18 protein-coding genes and 1 pseudogene are annotated in these 21446 nt (G+C 67.1%); 13 read left to right on the plus strand and 6 right to left on the minus strand.

Annotated features, from left to right (window positions below; all coding sequences use genetic code 11):
- Nucleotides 1-21 precede the first annotated feature (21 nt).
- From RH857_RS07120 to RH857_RS07140, 5 genes are all read left to right on the plus strand, one after another.
- Complete coding sequence (locus RH857_RS07120; RefSeq protein WP_310537283.1) at nucleotides 22-987, plus strand: DnaJ C-terminal domain-containing protein; 966 nt, start codon at nucleotides 22-24, stop codon at nucleotides 985-987.
- 85 nt (nucleotides 988-1072) lie between these two features.
- Entirely contained in the window at nucleotides 1073-1492 is a 420-nt protein-coding gene (locus RH857_RS07125; protein WP_310537284.1) for a heat shock protein transcriptional repressor HspR, read from the plus strand.
- A 126-nt stretch (nucleotides 1493-1618) separates the two neighbouring features.
- A complete protein-coding gene (locus RH857_RS07130; protein WP_310537285.1) occupies nucleotides 1619-3568 on the plus strand; it encodes a penicillin-binding transpeptidase domain-containing protein in 1950 nt (649 codons plus the stop codon).
- Complete coding sequence (gene trmB / locus RH857_RS07135) at nucleotides 3568-4425, plus strand: tRNA (guanosine(46)-N7)-methyltransferase TrmB (RefSeq protein ID WP_310537286.1); 858 nt, start codon at nucleotides 3568-3570, stop codon at nucleotides 4423-4425. Before RH857_RS07130 ends, trmB begins: the two co-directional genes overlap by 1 nt.
- 110 nt (nucleotides 4426-4535) lie before the next feature.
- Nucleotides 4536-4904, plus strand: a complete 369-nt coding sequence (locus RH857_RS07140; RefSeq protein WP_310537287.1) for a winged helix-turn-helix domain-containing protein — start codon at nucleotides 4536-4538, stop codon at nucleotides 4902-4904.
- A 152-nt stretch (nucleotides 4905-5056) separates the two neighbouring features.
- Here the strand turns inward: RH857_RS07140 and RH857_RS07145 are convergent, their stop codons facing one another.
- Nucleotides 5057-5854, minus strand: coding sequence for a methyltransferase domain-containing protein (locus RH857_RS07145; protein WP_310537288.1), 798 nt, complete (start codon nucleotides 5852-5854; stop codon nucleotides 5057-5059).
- A 137-nt stretch (nucleotides 5855-5991) separates the two neighbouring features.
- Between RH857_RS07145 and RH857_RS07150 the strand changes: the two genes are divergently transcribed.
- Nucleotides 5992-7464 (plus strand): hypothetical protein, encoded by a 1473-nt coding sequence (locus tag RH857_RS07150; RefSeq protein ID WP_310537289.1) that lies wholly within the window; start codon nucleotides 5992-5994, stop codon nucleotides 7462-7464.
- A 98-nt stretch (nucleotides 7465-7562) separates the two neighbouring features.
- On the opposite strand, the gene RH857_RS07155 is transcribed toward RH857_RS07150, so the two are convergent.
- Nucleotides 7563-7889, minus strand: a complete 327-nt coding sequence (locus tag RH857_RS07155; protein WP_310537290.1) for a metal-sensitive transcriptional regulator — start codon at nucleotides 7887-7889, stop codon at nucleotides 7563-7565.
- 155 nt (nucleotides 7890-8044) lie between these two features.
- Here RH857_RS07155 and RH857_RS07160 point away from each other — a divergent pair, with 155 nt between their 5' ends.
- On the plus strand, nucleotides 8045-8266 hold the full coding sequence (locus RH857_RS07160) for a heavy-metal-associated domain-containing protein (RefSeq protein ID WP_310537291.1): 222 nt from the start codon (nucleotides 8045-8047) through the stop codon (nucleotides 8264-8266).
- Nucleotides 8263-10566, plus strand: coding sequence for a heavy metal translocating P-type ATPase (locus tag RH857_RS07165; protein ID WP_310537292.1), 2304 nt, complete (start codon nucleotides 8263-8265; stop codon nucleotides 10564-10566). Before RH857_RS07160 ends, RH857_RS07165 begins: the two co-directional genes overlap by 4 nt.
- 38 nt (nucleotides 10567-10604) lie before the next feature.
- Here RH857_RS07165 and RH857_RS07170 read toward each other — a convergent pair whose 3' ends face one another.
- Nucleotides 10605-12179 carry a deoxyguanosinetriphosphate triphosphohydrolase family protein gene (locus tag RH857_RS07170; RefSeq protein WP_310537293.1) on the minus strand — a complete coding sequence of 525 codons (1575 nt, stop codon included), beginning with the start codon at nucleotides 12177-12179 and terminating at the stop codon, nucleotides 10605-10607.
- A gap of 132 nt (nucleotides 12180-12311) precedes the next feature.
- On the opposite strand from RH857_RS07170, the gene RH857_RS07175 reads away from it, so the two are divergent.
- Nucleotides 12312-13223, plus strand: a complete 912-nt coding sequence (locus RH857_RS07175) for a DMT family transporter (RefSeq protein WP_310537294.1) — start codon at nucleotides 12312-12314, stop codon at nucleotides 13221-13223.
- Nucleotides 13224-13255: 32 nt separating this feature from the next.
- Here the strand turns inward: RH857_RS07175 and RH857_RS07180 are convergent, their stop codons facing one another.
- Together RH857_RS07180 and RH857_RS07185 are read right to left on the minus strand one after the other, a co-directional pair.
- Nucleotides 13256-13687 carry an NUDIX hydrolase gene (locus RH857_RS07180; protein WP_310537295.1) on the minus strand — a complete coding sequence of 144 codons (432 nt, stop codon included), beginning with the start codon at nucleotides 13685-13687 and terminating at the stop codon, nucleotides 13256-13258.
- Nucleotides 13688-13810: 123 nt separating this feature from the next.
- Nucleotides 13811-14827, minus strand: coding sequence for an aminotransferase-like domain-containing protein (locus RH857_RS07185; protein ID WP_310537296.1), 1017 nt, complete (start codon nucleotides 14825-14827; stop codon nucleotides 13811-13813).
- 107 nt (nucleotides 14828-14934) lie between these two features.
- Between RH857_RS07185 and RH857_RS07190 the strand changes: the two are divergent.
- Nucleotides 14935-15378, plus strand: a pseudogene (locus RH857_RS07190) (EamA family transporter); the annotation flags it as partial.
- Between the two features lies 1 nt (nucleotide 15379).
- Nucleotides 15380-16000 carry a LysE family translocator gene (locus RH857_RS07195; RefSeq protein WP_310537297.1) on the plus strand — a complete coding sequence of 207 codons (621 nt, stop codon included), beginning with the start codon at nucleotides 15380-15382 and terminating at the stop codon, nucleotides 15998-16000.
- Between the two features lie 111 nt (nucleotides 16001-16111).
- Here RH857_RS07195 and RH857_RS07200 read toward each other — a convergent pair whose 3' ends face one another.
- Nucleotides 16112-17029, minus strand: a complete 918-nt coding sequence (locus RH857_RS07200; RefSeq protein WP_310537298.1) for a LysR family transcriptional regulator — start codon at nucleotides 17027-17029, stop codon at nucleotides 16112-16114.
- 68 nt (nucleotides 17030-17097) lie between these two features.
- On the opposite strand from RH857_RS07200, the gene RH857_RS07205 reads away from it, so the two are divergent.
- Together RH857_RS07205 and RH857_RS07210 are read left to right on the plus strand one after the other, a co-directional pair.
- Nucleotides 17098-20673 (plus strand): bifunctional proline dehydrogenase/L-glutamate gamma-semialdehyde dehydrogenase, encoded by a 3576-nt coding sequence (locus RH857_RS07205; protein ID WP_310537299.1) that lies wholly within the window; start codon nucleotides 17098-17100, stop codon nucleotides 20671-20673.
- Nucleotides 20674-20741: 68 nt separating this feature from the next.
- A complete protein-coding gene (locus RH857_RS07210) occupies nucleotides 20742-21443 on the plus strand; it encodes an FMN-binding negative transcriptional regulator (protein WP_310537300.1) in 702 nt (233 codons plus the stop codon).
- Nucleotides 21444-21446: the final 3 nt, after the last annotated feature.

Raw genomic sequence — 21446 nt, forward strand, 5'->3', positions numbered from 1 at the left:
AGGCGTCCGGCCTCATCCACTATGGCTTCACAGGACTGGATCGACAAGGACTTCTATCAGGTGCTGGGCGTCTCCAAGGACGCCAACGCGGAGGAGATCAAGAAGGCCTACCGCAAGCTCGCCCGGCAGTACCACCCGGATAAGAACCCCGGCGACGAGGCCGCGGAGCAGAAGTTCAAGGACATTTCCGAGGCGCATTCGGTGCTCTCGGACCCGGAGCAGCGCGAGCAGTACGACGCGATCCGGGCCATGGGCTCCGGCGCCCGATTCTCCGCTGGCGGCCCCGGATCAGGCGGGGGTTTCGAGGATCTCTTCGGAGGACTGTTCAACCGCGGGGCCCCGGGCACCGCTGGCGGACGCTTCGGCGGCGGCGGCCCGGACTTCTCTGACGTTTTTGGGGGCATGGGCGACCGGTTCGGCTCGCGCTTCGGCGGCCCGCCGGCCAAGGGCGCGGACCGTACCGCCAAGACCACCATCTCGTTCCGCGGGGCGGTGCGCGGCACCACGGTGAAGCTGCGCGAGGCCAACGGCAGCGTGATTGATGTGCGCATTCCCGCCGGCGTGAAGGACGGGCAGAAGGTCAGGGTCAAGGGCAAGGGCCAGCAGGGACCCGGCGGCCCGGGCGATCTGCTGGTGGAAGTTGCCGTCACCCCGCACTCCTTCTACGAGCGCGAGGGCGACAACATCCGGATTCACCTGCCGGTCAGCTTTGACGAGGCGGTGCTGGGCGCCACCGTGGAGGTTCCGACCATCCACGGAGAGAAGGTGCGCATCAAGGTTCCCGCAGGCACCAGCTCCGGGCGGACTCTGCGCCTGAAGGGGCACGGGATCCGGCGCAAGAGCGCCCAGGGTGACATGCTCGTCGTCGTCGACGTCGTGGTGCCCAAGGATCTGACCGAGGAGGCTCTGGAGGCCGTGCGCGCTTACGCTGCGGCTACCCAGGACATCGACCCCCGGGAAGGTCTGGAGACCAAAGCAGCGTTATAACGGGCACAGCTCCATGAGGCTGCCAGGAGGTGAACCACTGTGAATTACATCAGTTACCGAGTTCGAGGATGGTGATGACCCGCGCATGCTGGCCGCTGAGAACCGCCACGCCCCGCTGTTCGTCATCTCCGTGGCCGCTGAGCTGGCGGACATGCACCCCCAGACGCTGCGTCAGTACGACCGTATGGGTCTGGTGACCCCCCGCCGGCAGGGCGGGCGGCACCGACGTTACTCGCCCTATGACGTCGAGCAACTGCGCCAGATTCGGCAGCTTTCGCAGGAGGGCGTGTCGCTGGAGGGGATCCGGCGCATCATCGAGCTGCAGAACCGTGTGGAGCAGCTCGAAGCCACCGTCGACCAGGTGCGCGGTGAGCTGCGTGAGGCGCAGCGCCACTCGGGGCAGCCCCGCGTCTTCGCGGTGGGTCCCCACGGCGACGTCGTCACTCTGGCGCGCGGACAGCGGCCGCAGCCTGCCGCGCGCGACCTCGTCATCTGGCGCGGCTGAGAACGGTGCGTCTCGCCGGGGCTGCCCCAGAAAGCTGGGAATTCGCCCCGATGGGACTGTGCAACGGCTGAGTAACACTGCGTTTTCGGCGCGCCTCATGTCCGAACCCCGGCCCATACTGGTGTGGTGCCTGTCTCAACTCGCCGTCGTCGTGCCCTGCTCTTCAGTGCTCCCGCCGCGCTGTCCGTGCTCCTGCTGACCTCCTGCGGAGGGGAGGAGGAGCGTGCCTCCGCCGAGGATGCCGCAGAGGCACTCGCCCAGGCTCTGATCACCGGAGACTTCAGCGAGGTCCGTTTCAGCACCAGCAGCGCGGAGATCCTTGGGGCTGCCGCCGAGAATCTCCACGAACCCTTTGCGGAACTGGGGGAGGAAGGCATCAGCCCCGAGGTCACCGTGGCCGAGCTGGTGGTCAACGAGCCCGCTGAGGATTCCGTGCGTCCCCCCACCGCGGAGGTCACCTTCGACCACGTCTGGGACCTGGAGGAGCTGGGTCTGGAGGAGGACTGGAGCTACCAGACCGCAGCAGACTTCACCTACTACGAGGAGAGCGACCTCTGGCTGCTTGACGGCGAGACCTCGGTGATCCTGCCTGATTACGCCGGCCACGAGAACATCGGCCTCATCACCACCTCCGCCGACCGCGGGCGCATCATGGACGGCAACGGCCGGGCCATGGTCTACAACCGCGATGTGGTGCGCATCGGACTGGACAAAACTCAGCTGGAGGGCGAGGAAGCCCAGCGAGCCGCGGCGCGCCAGCTGGCCGAAGCCGTGGACATCGACCCTGACACCTACGAGGAGAAGGTCCTTGCCTACGGCGAGGAGGCATGGGTGGATGCGATCACCGTCCGGGCGCACTCCACCGCCATCACGGTCGACGACGTCGAGGACCTTCCCGGGGTCCACTTGCAGTACGACCAGATGCCCCTGGCGGAGCGGGCCGACTTTGCCCCGCGGCTTCTGGGCCGCGTGGACCCCGTCACCGCGGAGCACCTGGAAGCGGACCCGGGCCTGAGCGTGGGTGACCTGGTGGGGACCTCGGGCATTCAGGCCGTGCACGAGCAGACCCTCCGCGGCACTCCCGGAGTGCGGATCCATATGGACGGTGAGCCGCTCTTCGAGACTGAGCCGGAGACGGGCCAGGACATTCACACGGCGCTGAACCCTCGTCTGCAGGATCTGGCGCAGTCCATCGTGGACGAGCAGGAGGTCACTGCCGGCATCGTGGCCATTCGCCCCTCCGACGGCGGAATCCTCGCCGCCGCCAGCCACACCACCGAGTCCGAGTACGTGGATGCCTCCATTAGCACCACCTACGCCCCGGGATCGACCTTCAAGATGGTCTCTGCGCTGGCGATGCTGCGGGATGGACTGACGCCCAGCTCTCAGGTCTCCTGTCCCCACAGCACCACGGTGCACGGCCAGATCTTCCGCAATGTGCCCGGCTATCCGGGGGAGTTCATCGGCACCCATTCCTTCGCCGAACTGATGGCCGTCTCCTGCAACACCCTCTTCGCCGATGCCCACGACGACGTCACCTCCGGTGAGCTCTACCAAGCAGCGTTGGATCTGGGTCTCAACGAGGAGATCGGCATCGGCCTGCACGCCCGCAAGGGATCTGTTCCCCAGGAGGCAGAGCTGAACCTGCACGCGGCCAACCTCTTCGGCCAGGGTGTGGTGGAGACCTCCGTGCTCGGCATGGCCACTGTCGCCGCCTCGATCGCCGCGGGGGAGACGGTCCATCCTCGTCTGGTGACGCTGGAGGAGGAGCCCGAATGGGCGGGTGAGGGTGATCTCACGACTGAAGAGGCCGAACAGCTCATGGAGCTCATGGAGGGAACCGTGGACTTCGGCACCCTCCAGCACATGGACCACGTTCCCGGCGAGCACGTCTACGCCAAGACCGGGACCGCTGAGGCTGGCGATGGTGATGACACCTACGCGCACACCTGGGTGATCGCCGTCCAGGGTGATCTGGCGGTCGCCATCTTCCTGGAAGAGGGAGAGTTCGGCGGCTCCACCAACGGTCCCCTGCTGCACCAGTTCCTCACCGGCGCGCAGGATATCCTGAACTGATGCCCGAGCAGACTCCCGAGAGCACACCGCTGATGCGCAAGCCGCTGTCCTTTGTCCGACGCAGCAATAAGCTCAAGCCCAGCTACCAGCGAGCCTGGGACGCGGCCCTGGGCCGTGAGCTGCTTGATGTGCCCCATGGGGAGCGCGACACCTCCGTGGCGGAGGGCTTCACCATCGACTGGCGTGCTGAGTACGGGCGCACTGCTCCCATGATCGTGGAGATCGGCTCCGGGTCGGGTGAGGCGGTGGCCCATGCTGCTGCCCAGAACCCGGACACGGACTTTCTTGCCATCGAGGTCTACCGTCCCGGTGCTGCTCAGCTGGCCGCCCGCCTCCGGCGTGAAGGGCTGAGTAACGTCCGTGTGGCCTGCCTGGACGCGGTGGAGGTCCTCGACAAGCTCATCCCCGCTGGTCACCTGGCCGAGCTGTGGCTCTTCTTCCCGGACCCCTGGCACAAGACCAAGCACAAGAAGCGACGCCTGGTGCAGCCGCCGTTTGTGAGCAAGGTGGCTCGCGTGCTGCAGGAGGGCGGGCGCTGGCGCCTGGCCACCGACTGGTCCGACTATGCGGTACAGATGCGAGAAGTCATCAGTGCCAGCGACGCATTCACCAATCCCCATGCCGGGGAGCGTGCGGGGGAGGAGTCCGCGCTGACCGAGGTTCGGCTGGGGGATCTCGATGCGCGCAGCCTCGGCAAGGAGCCCCACCCTCTTCCCCTCGAGGAGGCGCTGGACACCGCGGGCGGCTGGGCTCCTCGGTTCGAGGGGCGCACTCAGACGGACTTCGAGGCCAAGGCGCTGGCGGTGGGTCGGCGGATTTTCGACCTGACCTTCCAGCGCACCCATTCCACGTCGTGAGATCTCCGATATATCCGGTTTACACGACTGACAACGGGGAGTAACGCCGCGCTCATACGCTGAGGAGCGTCTGCACACCAGGCAGACGCACATGCTTCAGGGAGGTGAGTATGGCGCAGCCGGCGCGGGACGTGCAGGCCGATGATCACTATCTGCGCGTTCAGCTCCCCGAGGGGGACGTGGAGATCGTCGGCAACGTGCTTCTTCTGCCAGGCACGGATGAGCCTATCCGCCTGGCACCGGGCCCCCTAGCCGTGATGCGGGTGCTCGTCAAAGCTCAGGGGGCAGTCATTTCTCGGGAGCATCTGCTGCAGGTTCTGCCGCACTGCGGCTCTGAGCACGCCCTGGAGATGTGGGTTTCCCGGCTGCGCAAGTCCCTGCCCTCCACGCGGATGGTTCAGACGGTGGTCAAACGCGGCTATCGCCTCGCGCTGCCGCCAGCCTCGCGGACCCGGCTGAGGGCCGACGACGCCGCCTAGCTCCTCGCCGCATACCTCTTCCGTGATCACACCCCCCTTCTGCATGGTTGGCCGTGCCTAAAGGGTGTGCGAATGCACGAACTGGGGTGCGATGCTGGTGAGACGCTGCCTAGCTCCTCGCCGTGCCGGGCGCGCGTCTGCCTGCTGACCCATTAGTGCGTGCGGCGGGCCACGATGAACAGGCGCCTGAACGGAAGGATCGTGCCGAGTGCGGTGCGGGGGTAGGCCTCACGCAGAGCGGCCTTGTACTCCGCGGCGAACTGCTCGAGCAGGTCCTGTGGAAGCGCCTGCAGCACCGGTCGGGCCGCCGCTGCGGCCACCCAGTCGTAAACCGGATCCTCGCCCTGAAGGACATGATGGTACCGAGTCTCCCACCCCTCGATGTGCCATCCCGCGCCGGCGACGTCGAGCATGTAGTCGCTAACCTCTCCCGTGGGCTGCAACAGCGAGGCGGGGTCGATGTAGCGCCGATAGGGATCCCGGTTGGCGTACTCGAAGAGCAGGCGGTGACTCGGGGCGGTGTGGTTGCCCGGGATCTGGACGGCCAGCACGCCGGTCTCGGCCACAAAGTTCTGGATCCGCGGCAGCAGCTGCCGATGCTCGGGAATCCACTGCAGGGCCGCGTTGGAGACGATCAGGTCCGCCGGCTGCTCCAGCTCGAAGGTGCGGATGTCTGCCTGCAGGTACTCGATGCCCGCGTCCTCCGCGGTGGAGGTGCGTGCGCGCTCGAGCATCTCCTCGCTGGAGTCGATTCCGATGATGCGCGCCTCGGGCCAAAGCTGACGCAGAACCGGCATGCCGTTGCCGGGTCCACAGCCGAGGTCCACGATGGTGCGCGCCTGCGGCATCTTGACGCGCTGAAGCAGGTCGATGAAGGGCTGAGTGCGCTCTGAGGCATAGGTCAGGTACGCGCCCGGATTCCAATGGGTCCCGGGTGAAGTTCTGGGCATGTGGCGATTCTAGGACTCCCTCGAGACCTGACACGAGGGCGTCGACACATGAGGCAACGTTGCGGTCCTGAGAAGCACGCCATCTCATTTTGAGAATGATTTGCAAGTTCCTCCCGGCTCTGCTGATAATGAGTCGCATGAAAACAAAATTACGCGCACTGACCTCATTGGCCCTGGTCTCTGCCTTCGCCCTCGCAGCCTGCGGCGGGGAAATGGATACCCAGGTGGAGGACCAGGGGACTCCTGACCCTTCGGCCTCGGAGGAAGCAGGCGCCGACACCGCGGGGAGCGACGGTGACACGGAGTCTGAGACGGAGGGGGAGGCGGGCGCCGTCGACCCGGCTGACCGGGAGGCTCGTGAGGTCGGCGGTCCGGAGACCAGGCTGGCGGTGACGTATGACGGCGGAGTGGCCGTCATTGACGGGGCTACGCTGGAGACCATCGACCAGTTCGAGGCTGAAGGCTTTGTGCGGGTCAATCCAGCCGGCGACGGTCGCCACGTCTTCCTCAGCGAGGGCTCGAGCTTCCGTCTGCTCGACCTGGGCACCTGGGGCGAGCCCCACGGCGACCATAACCACTACTACGTCACCGAGCCCTACTTCTCCGAAGTGACAGTCGACGGCGACGCTCCCGGCCACGTGGTCTCCCACGACGGCATTGGAACGCTGTTCTTTGATGGCACCGGAGAAATCCACAGCTTTGATCTCGCTGAGCTCAGCGTCGAATCGGACCTGGAGACTGAAGTCGCTGAGACTGAGGATGCTCACCACGGTGTGGCCGTTGTTCTGGAGGACGGCTCCCGCTTCGAGACGCTGGCTGACCGCTCAGGCGCCCGGTTCCTGGACGCCGACGGCGAGGAGATTGCCCGCAGCGAAGAGTGCCCGGGCGTGCACGGAGAGGCGACCGGACCTGATCACATCATCGCTGTGGGATGCGAGGACGGTGCTCTGATCTGGGACGGTGAGGCGTTCACCAAGATCGACGCAGGCGAGGACTTCGCCCGCAGCGGCAACCTGTTCGCGCACCCGGATTCCCCGATCTTCCTGGCTGACTACCGGACCGACGAGTCCGGTGAGGAGCCGATGACCTCCGTGGCGCTCATCAACACGGAGACCCAGAGCATCACCACCACGGACATCGACGCACCATACAACTTCCGTTCCCTGGCTCGCGGGCCAGAGGGAGAGGCGCTCGTCCTGGCTGAGGATGGCCAGCTGCACGTGATCGATCCTGAGACTGGCGAGCACATCGAGCACGTCCAGGTTCTTGACGAGTGGACTGAGCCCGAGGAGTGGCAGGAGCCCCGTCCTGCCATCCGCCTAGTGGACGATATCGCCTACATCACTGATCCTGAGAATCAGCAGATCCATATGGTGGACCTGACGAGCTTCGAGGTCATCAACTCCGGTGACCTGGACTTCATCCCCAACGAGATTGCTGCCGCAGACGGCCGTCCAGCAGAGGGCGTCCCGGAGGAGCAGGGTCACGACCATGGCGAGCACGGCCATGAGGAGCATGACCACGATCACGCTGACAGCGAGGATGATCACGATCATGACCGCGCTGAGGCGGAGCACGGTCACGACCACGACGAGGACCACGATCACTGATCCCCCACACTTCCTCTTCATGGTGCGAGAGGAACCCCGGTAGCGGGGGCGACGGCCCGGCAGAGACCATGCGTTCCCTGCCGGGCCGTCTGCTGTCTCTAGGACTTGACCAGTCGCTGAATGGCGGCCGAGGCCTCGCGGATCTTCTCCTCAGCCTCCTTCCCGCCGCTGGCGATGGCGTGGGTGACGCAGTGCTTAAGATGATCGTCCAGGAGTCCCAAGGCAAGATGCTCTAGCGCGGAGGTGACTGCGCTGATCTGTGTCAGCACATCGATGCAGTAGGTGTCCTCGGCGATCATCCGGTGGATTCCGCGCGCCTGTCCCTCGATTCGCCGCACCCTGGCCAGGTACTTCTCCTTTTCGCTCAGATAGCCATGCTGGCTCTCCGGCGCCGCAGCGTCATCCGGGGCGTGTGATGCGCACATGGGGGCTCCTTCACAGGTAGATTCGCAGTGACGAAATGGTACCCCTCCAGGGTATGCAAAAATACCCCGGAGGGGTATATTTTTCAGCGCAGACGGATCGTCTGCGGCACGCTATCGTCGTCGTGCCGGACAGAAGTGCTTCAGGAGGAGCTGCCGTGCCTGAGACTCGTACCTACACCGTGACGGGGATGTCCTGCGGACACTGTGAGAAGGCCGTTGCCGAGGAGGTCTCCGCGCTGCGGGGTGTGATCCATCCGCAGGTCGGTGCCTCCGCCGGGGTTCTCTCCCTTACCGTGGAGGATGGGGAGACCGTGACCGACGAGTCGGTGATCGCCGCCGTCGAGGAGGCCGGGTACCAGGCGGTCCGCTCCTCATGAGTCGCGGGGGAAGCCGGGAGCGCACGCCTGAGCGGATCGAGCTGCAGATCGGCGGTATGACCTGTGCCGCCTGCGCCGCCCGCGTGGAGAAGAAGCTCAATAAGCTCGAGGGTGTCAATGCCAGTGTCAACTACGCCACTGAAAAGGCCTGGATCACCCTCGAGGACTCTGGTGCCGCCGAGCAGGACAGCCACGAGGGGGTTCTGAAAACGCTCATCAGCACGGTGGAACAGACCGGGTACACCGCCGCTGCCCCGCAGCCCATGAACGACGACGCCGGCACTGACCTCGCCGCCCAGGACCTGAAGTCGCTGCGCATCCGGCTCATCCTCGCGGCCCTGCTCACCCTCCCGGTTCTCGTGTGGGCGATGGTGCCCGCCGCCCAGTTCGACTATTGGACCTGGGCTTCGCTGGCTCTGAGCCTGCCGGTGGTGCTCTGGGCAGGCTGGCCCTTCCACCGAGCCGCGGTGCTCAACGCCCGTCGTGGTACCGCGACCATGGACACTCTTGTCTCTTTGGGGACCCTCGCCGCGCTGGCCTGGTCACTCTATGCCCTGCTCTTCGGACATGCCGGAGACCCCGGGATGCGCCACGCCTTCAGGCTGTTCGAGGAGCCCTACTGGGTCTCGGGGCACAGTACGGGGGCCGCCAACATCTACCTCGAGGTGGCCACCGCCGTCACCACCTTCCTGTTGCTGGGGCGTTATTTCGAGAAGCGCTCCAAGGCTCGGGCTGGTGCCGCGCTGCGCTCGCTGCTGACTATGGGGGCCAAGGAGGCAGCCGTGCTGAAGGACGGCCAGGAGATCCGCATCCCGATCTCCGAACTGAGTCCAGGGGATGAGTTTGTGGTCCGCCCGGGGGAGAAGATCGCCACCGACGGAACCGTGATCACCGGTGCTTCCGCGGTCGACATGTCGATGCTTACCGGCGAGTCGGTGCCCGTGGAGGTCGCCGAGGGCGATGCGGTCACCGGGGCCACGGTGAACACCTCCGGACGCCTGGTCGTGCGCGCCACCCGGGTCGGTGCCGATACGCAGTTAGCGCAGATGGCTGCACTGGTGGAGGAGGCCCAGTCGGGCAAAGCCGAGGTCCAGCGACTGGCCGACCGCATCTCCGGGATCTTCGTACCTATAGTGCTGGTCATCGCCGTCCTCTCCCTGGGGCTCTGGCTGCTTGCGGGAGCCCCGGCGGAGCCGGCGTTCAGCGCAGCCGTCGCCGTCCTGATCATCGCCTGCCCCTGTGCCCTGGGTCTGGCTACTCCCACCGCCCTGTTGGTGGGAACCGGACGCGGAGCGCAGCTGGGCATCCTCATCAAGGGGCCCGAGGTCCTGGAGACCTCCCGCGGCATCGACACCGTGGTGCTGGACAAGACCGGCACCGTGACCACCGGCGCCATGCAGCTCACCGCTCTGCACGCTGCCGCCGGCTTCCAAGAGGAGCGCCTGCTGAGGCTCGCCGGCGCACTGGAATCCGGCTCCGAGCATCCCATCGCACGCGCGGTGACCAACGCAGCGCGGGAGGCGCTCGGCTCGCGCCGGGGCACCCTGCCCACTCCCGAGGGTTTCACGACACACCAGGGCCGCGGAGTCAGCGGGATTGTGGAGGGCCATGAGGTGCTCATCGGCCGCCGCACGTTCATGCGCAACCAGTCGGTGGAGTTGCCCGAGGACGTCAACGGCCTGCTGGAGCGGGCCGAGGCCAAGGGCAGCACGCCGGTGCTGGTGAGCGTCGACGGGCGGTTCGCCGGGGTCCTCATTGCTGCGGACACCGTCAAAGACACCTCCGCCGACGCCGTCGCCCAGCTCAGGCAGCTAGGTATGACGCCGGTGCTGCTCACCGGAGACAACGAGGGAGCTGCCCGCCGGGTGGCGCAGGAGGTCGGGATCGATCAGGTCATCGCGGAAGCCATGCCTGAAGACAAGGTCGCGGCCATCCGTCGACTACAGGAGGACGGCGCAAAGGTTGCGATGGTCGGGGATGGGGTCAATGATGCCGCGGCCCTGGCCCAGGCGGATCTGGGCATCGCGATGGGCACCGGAACGGATGTGGCTATCGATGCGGCTGCCATCACCCTCATCCGCGGGGACCTGCGCAGCGTGGCCGACGCCGTCCGCCTCTCCCGGCGCACACTGCGCACCATCAGGGAGAACCTCTTCTGGGCCTTCGGCTACAACACCGCCGCCATTCCGCTGGCCGCCCTGGGCATCCTCAACCCCATGCTGGCCGGGGCTGCGATGGTCCTCAGCTCGCTGAGCGTGGTGGCCAACTCTCTGCGCCTGCGCGGCTTCAAGGGGCGCTGAGGCTAGCGCGACGGGGTTTCCCCGCCCGCGGAACCAGCTCAGAGCCCCTGGCCGGCATCCCACAGTCGCTCTGAGGTGCCTGCCAGGAGTTGGTCCAGGGACGTGGCCTGAGCATCGGTCAGTGAGGCCACATAGTCGATGATTCCGCGTCCCCTGGCTCGGTGGCGCAGGGCTGATTCGTTCCGGGTATCGAGCAGTTCGGGCGCGGTGCGGGCCAGGCGGAGGTAGTCCTCGAGTGCCAGGTCCACCAGGTCGAGAAGGCGGCGCGGAGCGCGACGGGCGTCGGCGGGGTCATCCAGCCACGCGGCGAAGCCGCGGATCAGCCGTTCCAGCAGCCTGGCTTGCCCGCGCTGGTAGACGGTGAGGTCCGGACGGTCCAGGATGAAGCGCTCGTGCAGGAACTTCAGGACAGACACCTCGTGCCAGGCGGCCTGGTTCAGACTCACATGGCCTGAACGCGGAGGCGGCGAGGCGTGGACCACTACCGACGTCTGCAGGTGGTCGATCCAGCGGGCGGTGAAAGTGGCCAGCGCCCGTTCCGCGTCGCGGGAGCCGTCGAAGGGCGACTGCAGCAGACCATCCACCACCTCGGTGAAGACGCGGTCCACCGCCTCCTGGAAGGCATCTGCCGAAGCGATCCAGGAATCCTTGCGCTGCAACCGGCGCCACAGCAGCTCCAGGGCGTACCCGGGGATGCGTCCGCCTAAGACCAGCTCCGCACTGTCGAGGGCAGCCAGTTTCCGGCGTCCCCGCTGCCAAGCCCGGAACTCCGCAGAGATCGCCGCTTGATTCAGCAGGCCGGCCCGATAGAAATCGTCCAGGTCATGAAGCGAATAGGCGATGTCATCGGCGATGTCCATCACCGAGCACTCCACCGTCTGCTGATGCTCGGCAATGCGGGGATAGGCGCCGCGGGCGTCTTGCATCGCGGGAAGATCAAGCGAATAGACCGAGAACTTCCTCGCGCCGGCGCCGTCGGGTGAGGGCGCGAGGCCGCGGGGAGTCTCTGCCCCGCCGTCGCGTCCCTGGCCCTCCTGGCGCAGCCAGGGATACTTCAGCACTGCGGCCCGCACGGCGGCGGTCAGGTTCAGGCCCGCGCCGTCGCGGTCGAATTCGTCCAGGCGGGTCAGGATCCGGAAGGACTGGGCGTTGCCCTCAAATCCCTCCGCCAGGCCGAGGTGCTGACGGGCCAGCCGGTCCAGGGTCTGCTCACCCAGATGCCCGAACGGCGGGTGTCCCAGGTCATGGGCCGCGGCAGCGGCTTGCACCACGGCGGGGTGGCAGCCTCCCAGGGACTCGATGGTCTGACCTGCCGAGCTCGTATCAGCCTGGAGCGAGACGGCGATGGACCGTGCGACCGCAGCCACCTTCAACGAATGCGTGAGCCGATTGTGAATAGCCAGGCCAGCTCCGGTCTGAGAGATCACCTGGGTGACCGCAGTGAGCCGGGAATAGTACGGGGAGAAGCGGATGCGCTCCAGGTCGGCCCGGAACTCCGGACTGCGCTCAATCTGCTGGGAGGCGGTCAGGCTCTCCGGGACCAGCCGCCTCTGGCGCGGATCACTGTCAGGGGCGCTCTCCGGACTGACCGGCTGTGCGGCTGGGGTCTCCATTCTCCGACCCTATAAGAGACTCACGCCCAAATGCCTGAACGCCTGAATGCCGGCCGTGGAGAGACCGGCGGGCATTCCCGGACGGTGGCGACCCGTCGGCTGTGCCGCGCGGTTCGCTCCTATGATGTGACAGTGAACTCCGCTGCCCGCCCTTCGGCTTCCTCCTACGCCTCACAGGGAGTCATCCTCATGCTGGTGGGAACGTTGGCGCTCGCCGGGTCGGCGGCCATGATCTCGGCCATCGACGCTGAGCCCATCAGTACCGCCGCCTGGCGCTGTCTGCTCGCGGTGCCGATGCTGCTGCCCTTCGCCCTGTGGGAACTCGGTCGGGTTGAGCGCAGCGCGGCGCTTCCGCGTGCCACGCTGGTCGGTGCCGTCGTCGCGGGCGTGGCTATCGGCGTGGACTACAGCTTCTACAACACCTCCATCCTGCTCATCGGCGCCGGCATCGCCACGGTGCTGATCAACATTCAGCTGGTGATCCTTCCCCTCATCGCTTGGATGGTCGAGGGCGTGCGCCCGATGCCGGCGCTGGCCTGGATTGTGCCGCTCATGCTGCTGGGCGTGGCGCTGACCGCCGGGGCCTTCGACGCCGGCTCGCTGAACCTCACGGGCGTGCTCGCCGGTCTTGCTGCGGGTACCGGGTATGCGCTCTATCTGGCGATCATCCGACGAACCGCCCCGCCCACGCTGAGGCCGGCGCCGTTCACGGTGCTGGCCATCGTCTGCCTCTCAGCCGGTCTGGTGACGCTGGTGGCGGCGCTGGCTTCCGGGCGGCTGACGGTGCCGCAGGGAACGGGGTGGCTGTGGTTCCTCGCGCTGGCGTTCGTGGGGCAGGTGGTCACCTATCTGTGCTTCAACATCGCGATGACCAGAGTCTCTGAGACCACGTCGAGCACGCTGATGCTCTTAAGCGCGGTCTTCGCCCTCGGCTTCGGTGTGGTGCTGTTCGACCAGGTTCCCACTCTCTGGCAGCTGCTGGGCTGCGCGATGATCATTGCGGGGGCGTGGTTCGCCAGCGTTAGGTCTGCGCGCAGAGGCTGAGTCGTGAGCGGAACCGCGTGGTGCGGGGCTGGTCAGCGCAGGCCGGCCATCTTCCGTCCGATGTCCACCAAGGAGACGCGGTGCAGGGAGTCCACCTCGGTGAGGGGGAACCACGCGACGTCGTCGGTGCTGCCGTCCTCTTCGACACGCAGCTGACCGCCGGTCAGATGGGCGCGGTAGATGATGCGCAGCGCCTGCATCGGAATGCCGAGCTTGGCAGGGGAGAGGCGGCGCTCGCCGGGGATGACCATGTTGTCGATGCCCAGCAGCTCATCCACTTCACACGTGTAGCCGGTCTCCTCGAAAACCTCCCGCACGACGGCGTCAACAGGATCCTCACCCGGGTCAATTCCGCCGCCGGGCAGGGTCCAGCCTCCCGAGGCCCCGGGTTCGTGCCAGTGGGGCAGAAGCATGCGCCCGGCGTCGTCGGTGATCACAGCGTAGGCAGAGACTCGCAGATCCACTCGTGCACTGTAGCAGTGCAGTCCTGCCATCACGACGCTCAGGCGGAGCGCAGGGAATCCTCCACTGCCTGACCCACCAAGCGGGCAGCATCGGCGTAACTGCCGGGTCGGGTCCCGCGTAGGTCAGGCGCAGATACGGTGCCGTCGGCTCGGCCGGAAAGGCTCGTTGCCGGGCACCACACTCACCCCGACCTGGTCCAGACGGCGAAGCACCTCGGCCAGGTCGGCCTGCCCGGGCAGGCGCGCCCACAGCTGCAGCCCTCCGCGGGGGACATGCTCCAGCTCCAGGGCAGGGGCATGTTCGCTGAGCGAGCGGACGAGCAGGTCTCGGCGGGCTCCCAGCTGCGGACCGAGGTGGCGCAGGTGCGTGCGCCAGGCCGGCTGGGTCACCACGTCCAGGGCCACCATCTGCAGTGCGGCGCTGACGTAGATCGACTCTGACTGGGCCACGTGGAGCAGCCGCTGTCGCGCCGGGCCGCGCGCGATCACCGCTGCCACACGGACCGCGGGGGAGACGCTCTTGGTCAGAGAGCGCAGGTAGATCACATGCCCGTCCTCGTCCTGAGCGGCGACTGGTCGAGGCGCGCCTTCGATCGAGAAGTCGTGGGCCCAATCGTCTTCGATCAGGAACGCGCCGTGACGACGCACCGTGGTCAGCACCTGTGTGTGCAGCGAGGCAGACCAGAGCGCCCCGTGCGGATTGGCGTAGTGGGGCTGGACGTAGAAGGCGCGCGCCCCGGTCTGGGTGAAGGCGCGGTCGACGTCGGCCGGATCGGGCCCTTGGGGCGAGCGGGGGATGGGCACAAGCTGCACGCCGGCCTGGGCTGCGGCGAGGATCGCGCCCCAGTACGTGGGGGATTCGATGAGCAGCGGCTCTCCGGGGCCCACCAAGGCTCGGAACGCGGCGGAGAGACCGCTCTGGCTGCCCGGGAAGATGATCACGTCCCCTGCGGTGGGGGCAGGGGCGCTGGGCTCTGTCACGGCTGCCAGCTCAGCGGCGAACCAGGCGCGCAGATCGGGCAGTCCCGCAGCGGACGGCCAGGTCAGGATGGTCCGGCTGCGGGCAGCACGGGCAAAGGCGGTGCGCACCAGTCGCTCGGGGAGCAGATCCGCGTCCGGGAACCCCGATCCGAGGCCCAACCCCTCCCGGGAGGGTATCCGCAGTGCCGAGGCCAGTTGTCCTCCGTCATGAGGCCGAGGACCCAGGGCAGCGGTCTGCCTGTTCGTGGGTACCGGGCGCGCGGTGCTGGACCGATCTGCTGCTCTTCGCCGCGGTCGTGGCCGGGGCCTTCGGATATGCCGAAGGGGGAATGCTGGCCCGCGAGCTCGGCGCCTGGCAGACCATCGCCTGGGCGTTGGTCCTGACGCTGCCGCTGATGACGGTGCTGACGGCTCTGGCCTGGGCCCACCATCCGCCACAGGCAGGGCTGACGCAATGGGCGGCCTTCGGTTATCTGGGGGTCCTCTCCATGTTCCTAGGATTCTTCGCCTGGTACCGCGGGCTGGGACTAGGGCCCATTTCCCGATTCAGCCAGGTGCAGCTGATCCAGCCGGTACTGACCCTGGGGTGGGCCGCGCTGATCCTGGGCGAGGCGCTGACCTGGTTCACCGTGCTCGGCGGCGTCGCCGTGATCCTCTGCGCAGCGGCCGCCGTGCGCGTGCGCACCGTCTCCCAGAAGGTAGGTTCATAGGGTGCAGCTGCTCTCTCTCATGCTCTTTGTGGTCGCTGGTGCCGGCACCCCTGGGCCCAACAACACCATCGTGATGGCTTCCGGTGCGAGCTTCGGCTTCCGCCGCACTCTTCCCGCGGTGCTGGGCGTTAACGTCGGGTTCCCTGTGATGATCGTGCTCGTGGGCCTGGGTCTGGGACAGGTCCTGGCCCAGTGGCCGGTGGTGCTGGACGTGCTGCGCCCCATCGGCGTGGCCTACCTGCTGTGGCTGGCCTACAAGATCGCCACCGGCCCCACCAATCTGCAGGCCCGCCGCGAAGGCAGGCCCCCGGGATTCATGCAGCTGGCGCTGTTCCAGTTCGTCAATCCCAAGGCGTGGACCCTGGCCGTGGCTGCGCTGGCGACCTTCACCGGGTTCTGGGAATCGTTCCTGGCCGAGGTGCTGGTTATTGCTGCCTTCGCGCTCGTCTTTGGCGCACCCTGCACCGTCGCCTGGACTCTGCTGGGTGTCGGGGCCGGGCGGTTCATCTCTAAGTCCTCACATCTGCGCGTGTTCAACCTGGTCATGGCCGGATTGCTGGTGCTTTCGCTTGTTCCCGCCTTCGTGGAGATCTGGGGCTCGGTTCAGCCGTTGCTGGCCTGATTCGGCTCCCAAGCAGCGTTCGGTGATGGACTTTCGCAGTATTTAGGGCGCAATATGCCGCCAGATAGCGCCACAATCCATCACCGAACGTAAGGACCGGCCTCGACCGGGTCAGCCCTGCGTGGCGTCGGTGAAGGCCTCGCGCAGCGCGGTGCGGCAGGCCTGAGCGGCGGGGGTCTCTGCCGAGGACCGCCGCGCCGTGGTGTAGATGGTCCGGGCGGGCGCCTGCGGCAGCGGCAGGAGGGCGACGTCGTCGGTGTCCTGCTCCTTCAGCAGCAGCTCAGGCAGGATCCCCACCGCAAGCCCAGCACGGATCAGCTGCAGGTGAGAGAGCAGATCATCAGTGGTGAACCGCACGTCCGGCTCAAATCCCAGGGCCCGGCACTGCTGGACGCACCATTCGCGCGACGCCGTCCCAGGAGGCTCCATGACCCACGGATAGGCGTCCAGATCCTCCGGTGCAGTACCGGCCAGCGGCGCGGGCACCACAACCCACAGCCGGTCAGTGCCCAGGACCTCACTGTCGAACTCGGCCTGCCGGGGCCGGCTAACCCCCGGATACTGCTCAGCCACCACCACATCGTGGCGCCGCCCCGCCAAGTCGAAGAGCGCCTGCTCCGGAGGCGCCTGCACCACCTCCACCCGCAGGTCCGGGTGATCCGCCTTCAGTCGGCTCAGCGCCGCCGGCGCCAGGGTCAGGGCCACCGACTGGAACACGGACAGCCGCAGCACACCGGAGAGCTCGGGCTCCCCGGCGGAGAGCGAGCGGAGTGCCTCATCCTCCAGGTCCAGCATCATCCGGGCATGCTCAGCCAGTCGCACACCGGCAGGGGTGAGTCGCAGGGTCCGGCCGCTGCGGTGAAACAGCTCAGCGCTGGCGTCGCGCTCCAGCTGGGTCAGCTGCTGGGAGACGGTGGAGGGACTCAGGCCCATGGCCTCCGCCGCCGCGGAGACGGTGCCGCGCAGCCGGAAGGCGTGCAGCAGACGAAGGCGATGGAGGTTCAGCATGACGCCGATGTTACTGATCATCCGACGCTTCCGTGAATCACTGTTCGGTTTTCCCGAAAAGCCCAGGGAGCCTTCCTACTCTGAGGTGTATGAGCGAGACCACACCCGCCCCGACCTCTGCCCCCGCCGTCCGCGATGAGCTTGCCCGCCTGGGTGATGCTGCGGTGGAGAAGGTCAGCCACTGGCTGCAGCAGACCCAGACTTCCGGCATCAAGCCCCACGCTTCGGCCGAGCGGCTCTCCGCCGTGCTCTCCCACCCCACCGGCCTGGACTTCACCGTCGGCTTCGTGGACCGGGTCATCCGCACCGAGGACTCCAAGGCCGCGGCCTCCGCACTCGCCGAGCTCGGCGAGCTGGCCCCTGACACCCTCGGGGCGCTGGACCGCGCGCAGATTCAGGCCGGCTCCGCCCTGGGCCGGATGCTGCCGAACGTCGTGGTTCCCGCCGCCCGGACCCGCATGCGCTCAATGGTCGGCCACATGGTCGTCGACGCCCGCGATAAGCAGTTCGGCAAGGCCGTGGCCCGCATCAAGAAGGACGGCAACCGCCTGAACATCAACCTCCTGGGTGAGGCCGTCCTCGGCGAGGAGGAGGCGAATAAGCACCTGGAGGACACCGTGCGGCTGCTGCGCCGCGACGACGTCGACTACGTCTCCATCAAGGTCAGCTCCATCGCCTCCCAGATCTCCATGTGGGGCTTCGAGGAGACGGTCAACTACGTGGTGGAGCGCCTCATCCCCCTCTACACGGAGGCCGCCAAGGCGCCCGCCGGCTCCAAGTTCATCAACCTGGACATGGAGGAATACCGCGATCTGCGCTTGACCATTGCGGTCTTCAAGCGTCTGCTGTCCATGGAGCAGATGAAGAGCTATGAGGGCGGAATTGTCCTCCAGGCCTACCTCCCCGATGCTCTGGGCGCGATGCAGGAGCTTGCGGAGTTCGCCAACAAGCGGGTCGACGACGGCGGCGCCGGCATCAAGGTGCGTCTGGTCAAGGGCGCGAACCTCGCTATGGAGCGCGTGCACGGTGAGATCGCCGGCTGGCCCGTGGTGACGTGTGAGTCCAAGGAGGCCACCGATGCCAACTACAAGCTGGTGCTGCACTGGCTGCTGACGCGCGAGAACGTGCGTGGCGTGCGCCTGGGCGTGGCAGGCCACAACCTCTTCGACATCGCCTTCGCCCACCTGCTGGGCGCCGAGCGCGGCGTGGCCGAGCAGCTGGAGTTCGAGATGCTCCAGGGAATGGCCGCCGAGCAGCAGGCCGCGGTCCGCCAGGATGTGGGAGACCTGCTGCTCTACGTGCCGGCAGTGCGCCCGTCAGAGTTCGACGTCGCCATCTCCTATCTGGTGCGCCGACTGGAGGAGAACGCCGCCAGCGAGAACTTCATGTCCGGCATCTTCGACCTCTCCGTGGACGAACGGGGGCAGGGCAGCGAGATCTTCGACCGCGAGGAGAAGCGCTTCCGTGGTTCCCTCAACGCTCTGGCGCAACTGATCGAGACCAAAGGACACACCCCGCCGAATCCGGCTCATCTGCAGGACCGCCTGGCTGAGGAGCAGGCTCCACTGCCGGAGTACACCGAGATTCCGGCCTTCATCAATGAGCCCGACACTAACCCCGCGCTGGAGGCCAACCAGCGCTGGGCCGAGCAGGCCATGGCTCGGGCCACTCCGGAATGGCTGGCGACCCAGCCGGTGCCTGACACCGTCACCGAGGCCGACATCGACCCGCTCGTGGAGCGGGCCCGTGCCGCGGCCGCTGACTGGGCGGCCCGTCCTGCCGCAGAGCGTGCCCGCATCCTTTACCGGGCCGCCGATATTCTGGCCGCTCGCCGCGGGCACCTCATCTCCCTGGCGGCAGCCGAGGTGGGCAAGTCCGTGGCGCAGACCGACCCCGAGGTCTCTGAAGCTATTGACTTTGCCCGGTACTATGCCCACAGCGCGCTGGAGCTGGAGCGTGTGGACAACGCCCGCTTCACTCCCGATGCTCTCGTGCTGGTCACCCCGCCGTGGAACTTCCCGCTGGCCATCCCCTTTGGCGGCACTGTTGCCGCCCTGGCCGCAGGTGCCGCGGTGATCCACAAGCCCTCGAACCCGACCCCGCACTGCTCGATGGCACTGCTGGAGGCCCTGTGGGAGGCCGGCGTACCGCGTGAGGTGCTCCACGGCGTCTACCCCTTCGAGGGCGAAGCTGGCAAGAAGCTGGTCAGCCACGACGGCATCGACCGCGTCATTCTCACCGGCGCCTCCGAGACTGCCGCCCTCTTCCGCTCGTGGAAGCCCCAGATGCGCATCAACGCCGAAACCTCGGGGAAGAACGCGCTGATCGTGACGCCCGCCGCTGACCGTGATCTGGCGGTCGCGGACCTGGTCAACTCCGCCTTCGGCCACGCGGGCCAGAAGTGCTCCGCTGCATCCCTGGGCATCCTCGTCGGCAGCGTCTACAGCTCTGAGCGGTTCCGCCGTCAGCTGGTCGACGCCGCCAAGTCCCTGGTGGTGGATTGGCCCACCAATCTCTCGGCCACCGTGGGTCCGCTCACCGAGGACCCCAGCGAGAAGCTGCACCGGGCCCTGACCACCCTGGAGCCGGGCGAGTCCTGGCTCCTGGAGCCCCAGCAACTCGATGAGACCGGCAAGCTCTGGAGCCCCGGTATCAAGACCGGCGTGAAGCCCGGCAGCTTCTTCCACCTCACAGAGGTCTTCGGCCCGGTGCTGGGTCTCATGGAGGCCAAGAACCTTGACGAAGCGATCGCGCTGCAGAATCAGGTCGACTACGGCCTCACCGGCGGCATCCACTCCCTCGAGGTTGCTGAGGTCTCCCAGTGGCTGGAGCAGGTGGAGGTCGGCAACGCCTACGTCAACCGCGGCATCACGGGCGCAATCGTCCAGCGCCAGTCCTTCGGCGGCTGGAAGCAGTCTTCGGTGGGTCTGGGCTCCAAGGCCGGAGGTCCCAACTACGTGATGCTCTTCGGCCAGTGGTCCGACGAGGTGTCCATCACCGACGCCGCCCGCACCGCACCGCCGGCAGCCGGCACCGGCCAGGCCGCCCTGCTGGAGTCCGCCGCGGAGAAGAAGCTCATCGACGCCCAGGAGCTGGCATGGCTCAAGGCTGCTGCGGCCTCCGACGCCGCGGCATGGGCTGAGGAGTTCGGTCAGGCCAAGGACCACACGGGGCTCAGCGCTGAGGCCAACATCTTCCGCTACCTGCCCGAACACGTGCTGCTTCGCGTGGGGGCCGAGGTCGAGCCCAAGGAGGTCCTGCGAGTGGCACTGGCTGCCATGACCGCCGGCACCACCATGGACCTCTCCGTGCACCCGAAGATCTCCAAGGAGACCAAGAAGGCGCTCAACGCGATCAGCCCCAGCATCATCGGAGCCTCCGTCAAGGAGGACGACGCCGCTTTCGGTGAATCCCTGGCCGCGGGCACCCACGATGCAGGTGTGGGCATCCGCGTCCGGGTCCTCGGCAGCCTCAGCACCGAGGTGCATCAGGCGGTGGCGCACCGCCCCGAGGTCGCTCTGCTGGACGACGCCGTCACCGCCTCAGGCCGCGTGGAGCTGCGCTACTGGGTCAAGGAGCAGGCCGTGTCCATGACGCTGCACCGCTTCGGCAACGCCAGCCCGCGCTTCCACGCGCTGGCGAAGCAGCTGCGACAGGGCGACTGAGCAGCACCGGGCGCTACCGGCAGCGCAACGAAACTGCTGCCGGCGTCGTCGTCGATTAGGTTGGATTCATGCGTGAGAACCCCGACTACGCCTTCGACGACGTCGCCGGCATCAAAGAGTTCATCCGGCAGAACCCGTGGTGCACTTTCACTACCTATGTGCCCGGTGCCGGCCTGGTGGCCTCCCACTACCCGGTGATGCTGGAGGAGGACATCTTCGGCGACCGTGCCGGTGCCGCTGAGGACGGTGTCGAGAAGATCGTGCTGGTCTCCCACGTAGGGCGCCCTGATGAGGAGAAGCATCAACTGGGGCAGCACGAGATGCTGGCGATCATCCAGGGCCCCCATGGCTACATCTCTCCGGGCTGGTACGGCTACCGCCCGAACGTGCCCACTTGGAACTTCGCGGTCGCCCACCTGACCGGCACCCCGGAGATCCTCAGCGATCAGGAGAACCTCACGGTGCTCGACGCCCTCGTGGAGCACTTCGAGAAGGTGCTCCCGGACCCGCACCTGCTGCACGCCACCGCCGAGAACTCGGAGTACGCCCACCGTATTGTCCGGGGGACGGTGGGCTTCCGGCTCGAGGTGACCCGCTTCGAGGCCAAGGAGAAGATGAGTCAGGACAAACCGGCGTCCTCGGTGCGCACCATCATTGACACGCTGCGCGCCCCCGGACCCTACACCAACCCCGCTCTGGCCGAGCGTATGGAGCACGTCAACGCCGTGAAGCTGAGCGCAGAGTCCTCAGCCGGTGAGAAGGAGGCCTGAGCC

The organism is Nesterenkonia flava, assembly GCF_031432335.1.
GTDB classification, from domain to species: Bacteria; Actinomycetota; Actinomycetes; order Actinomycetales; family Micrococcaceae; genus Nesterenkonia; species Nesterenkonia flava.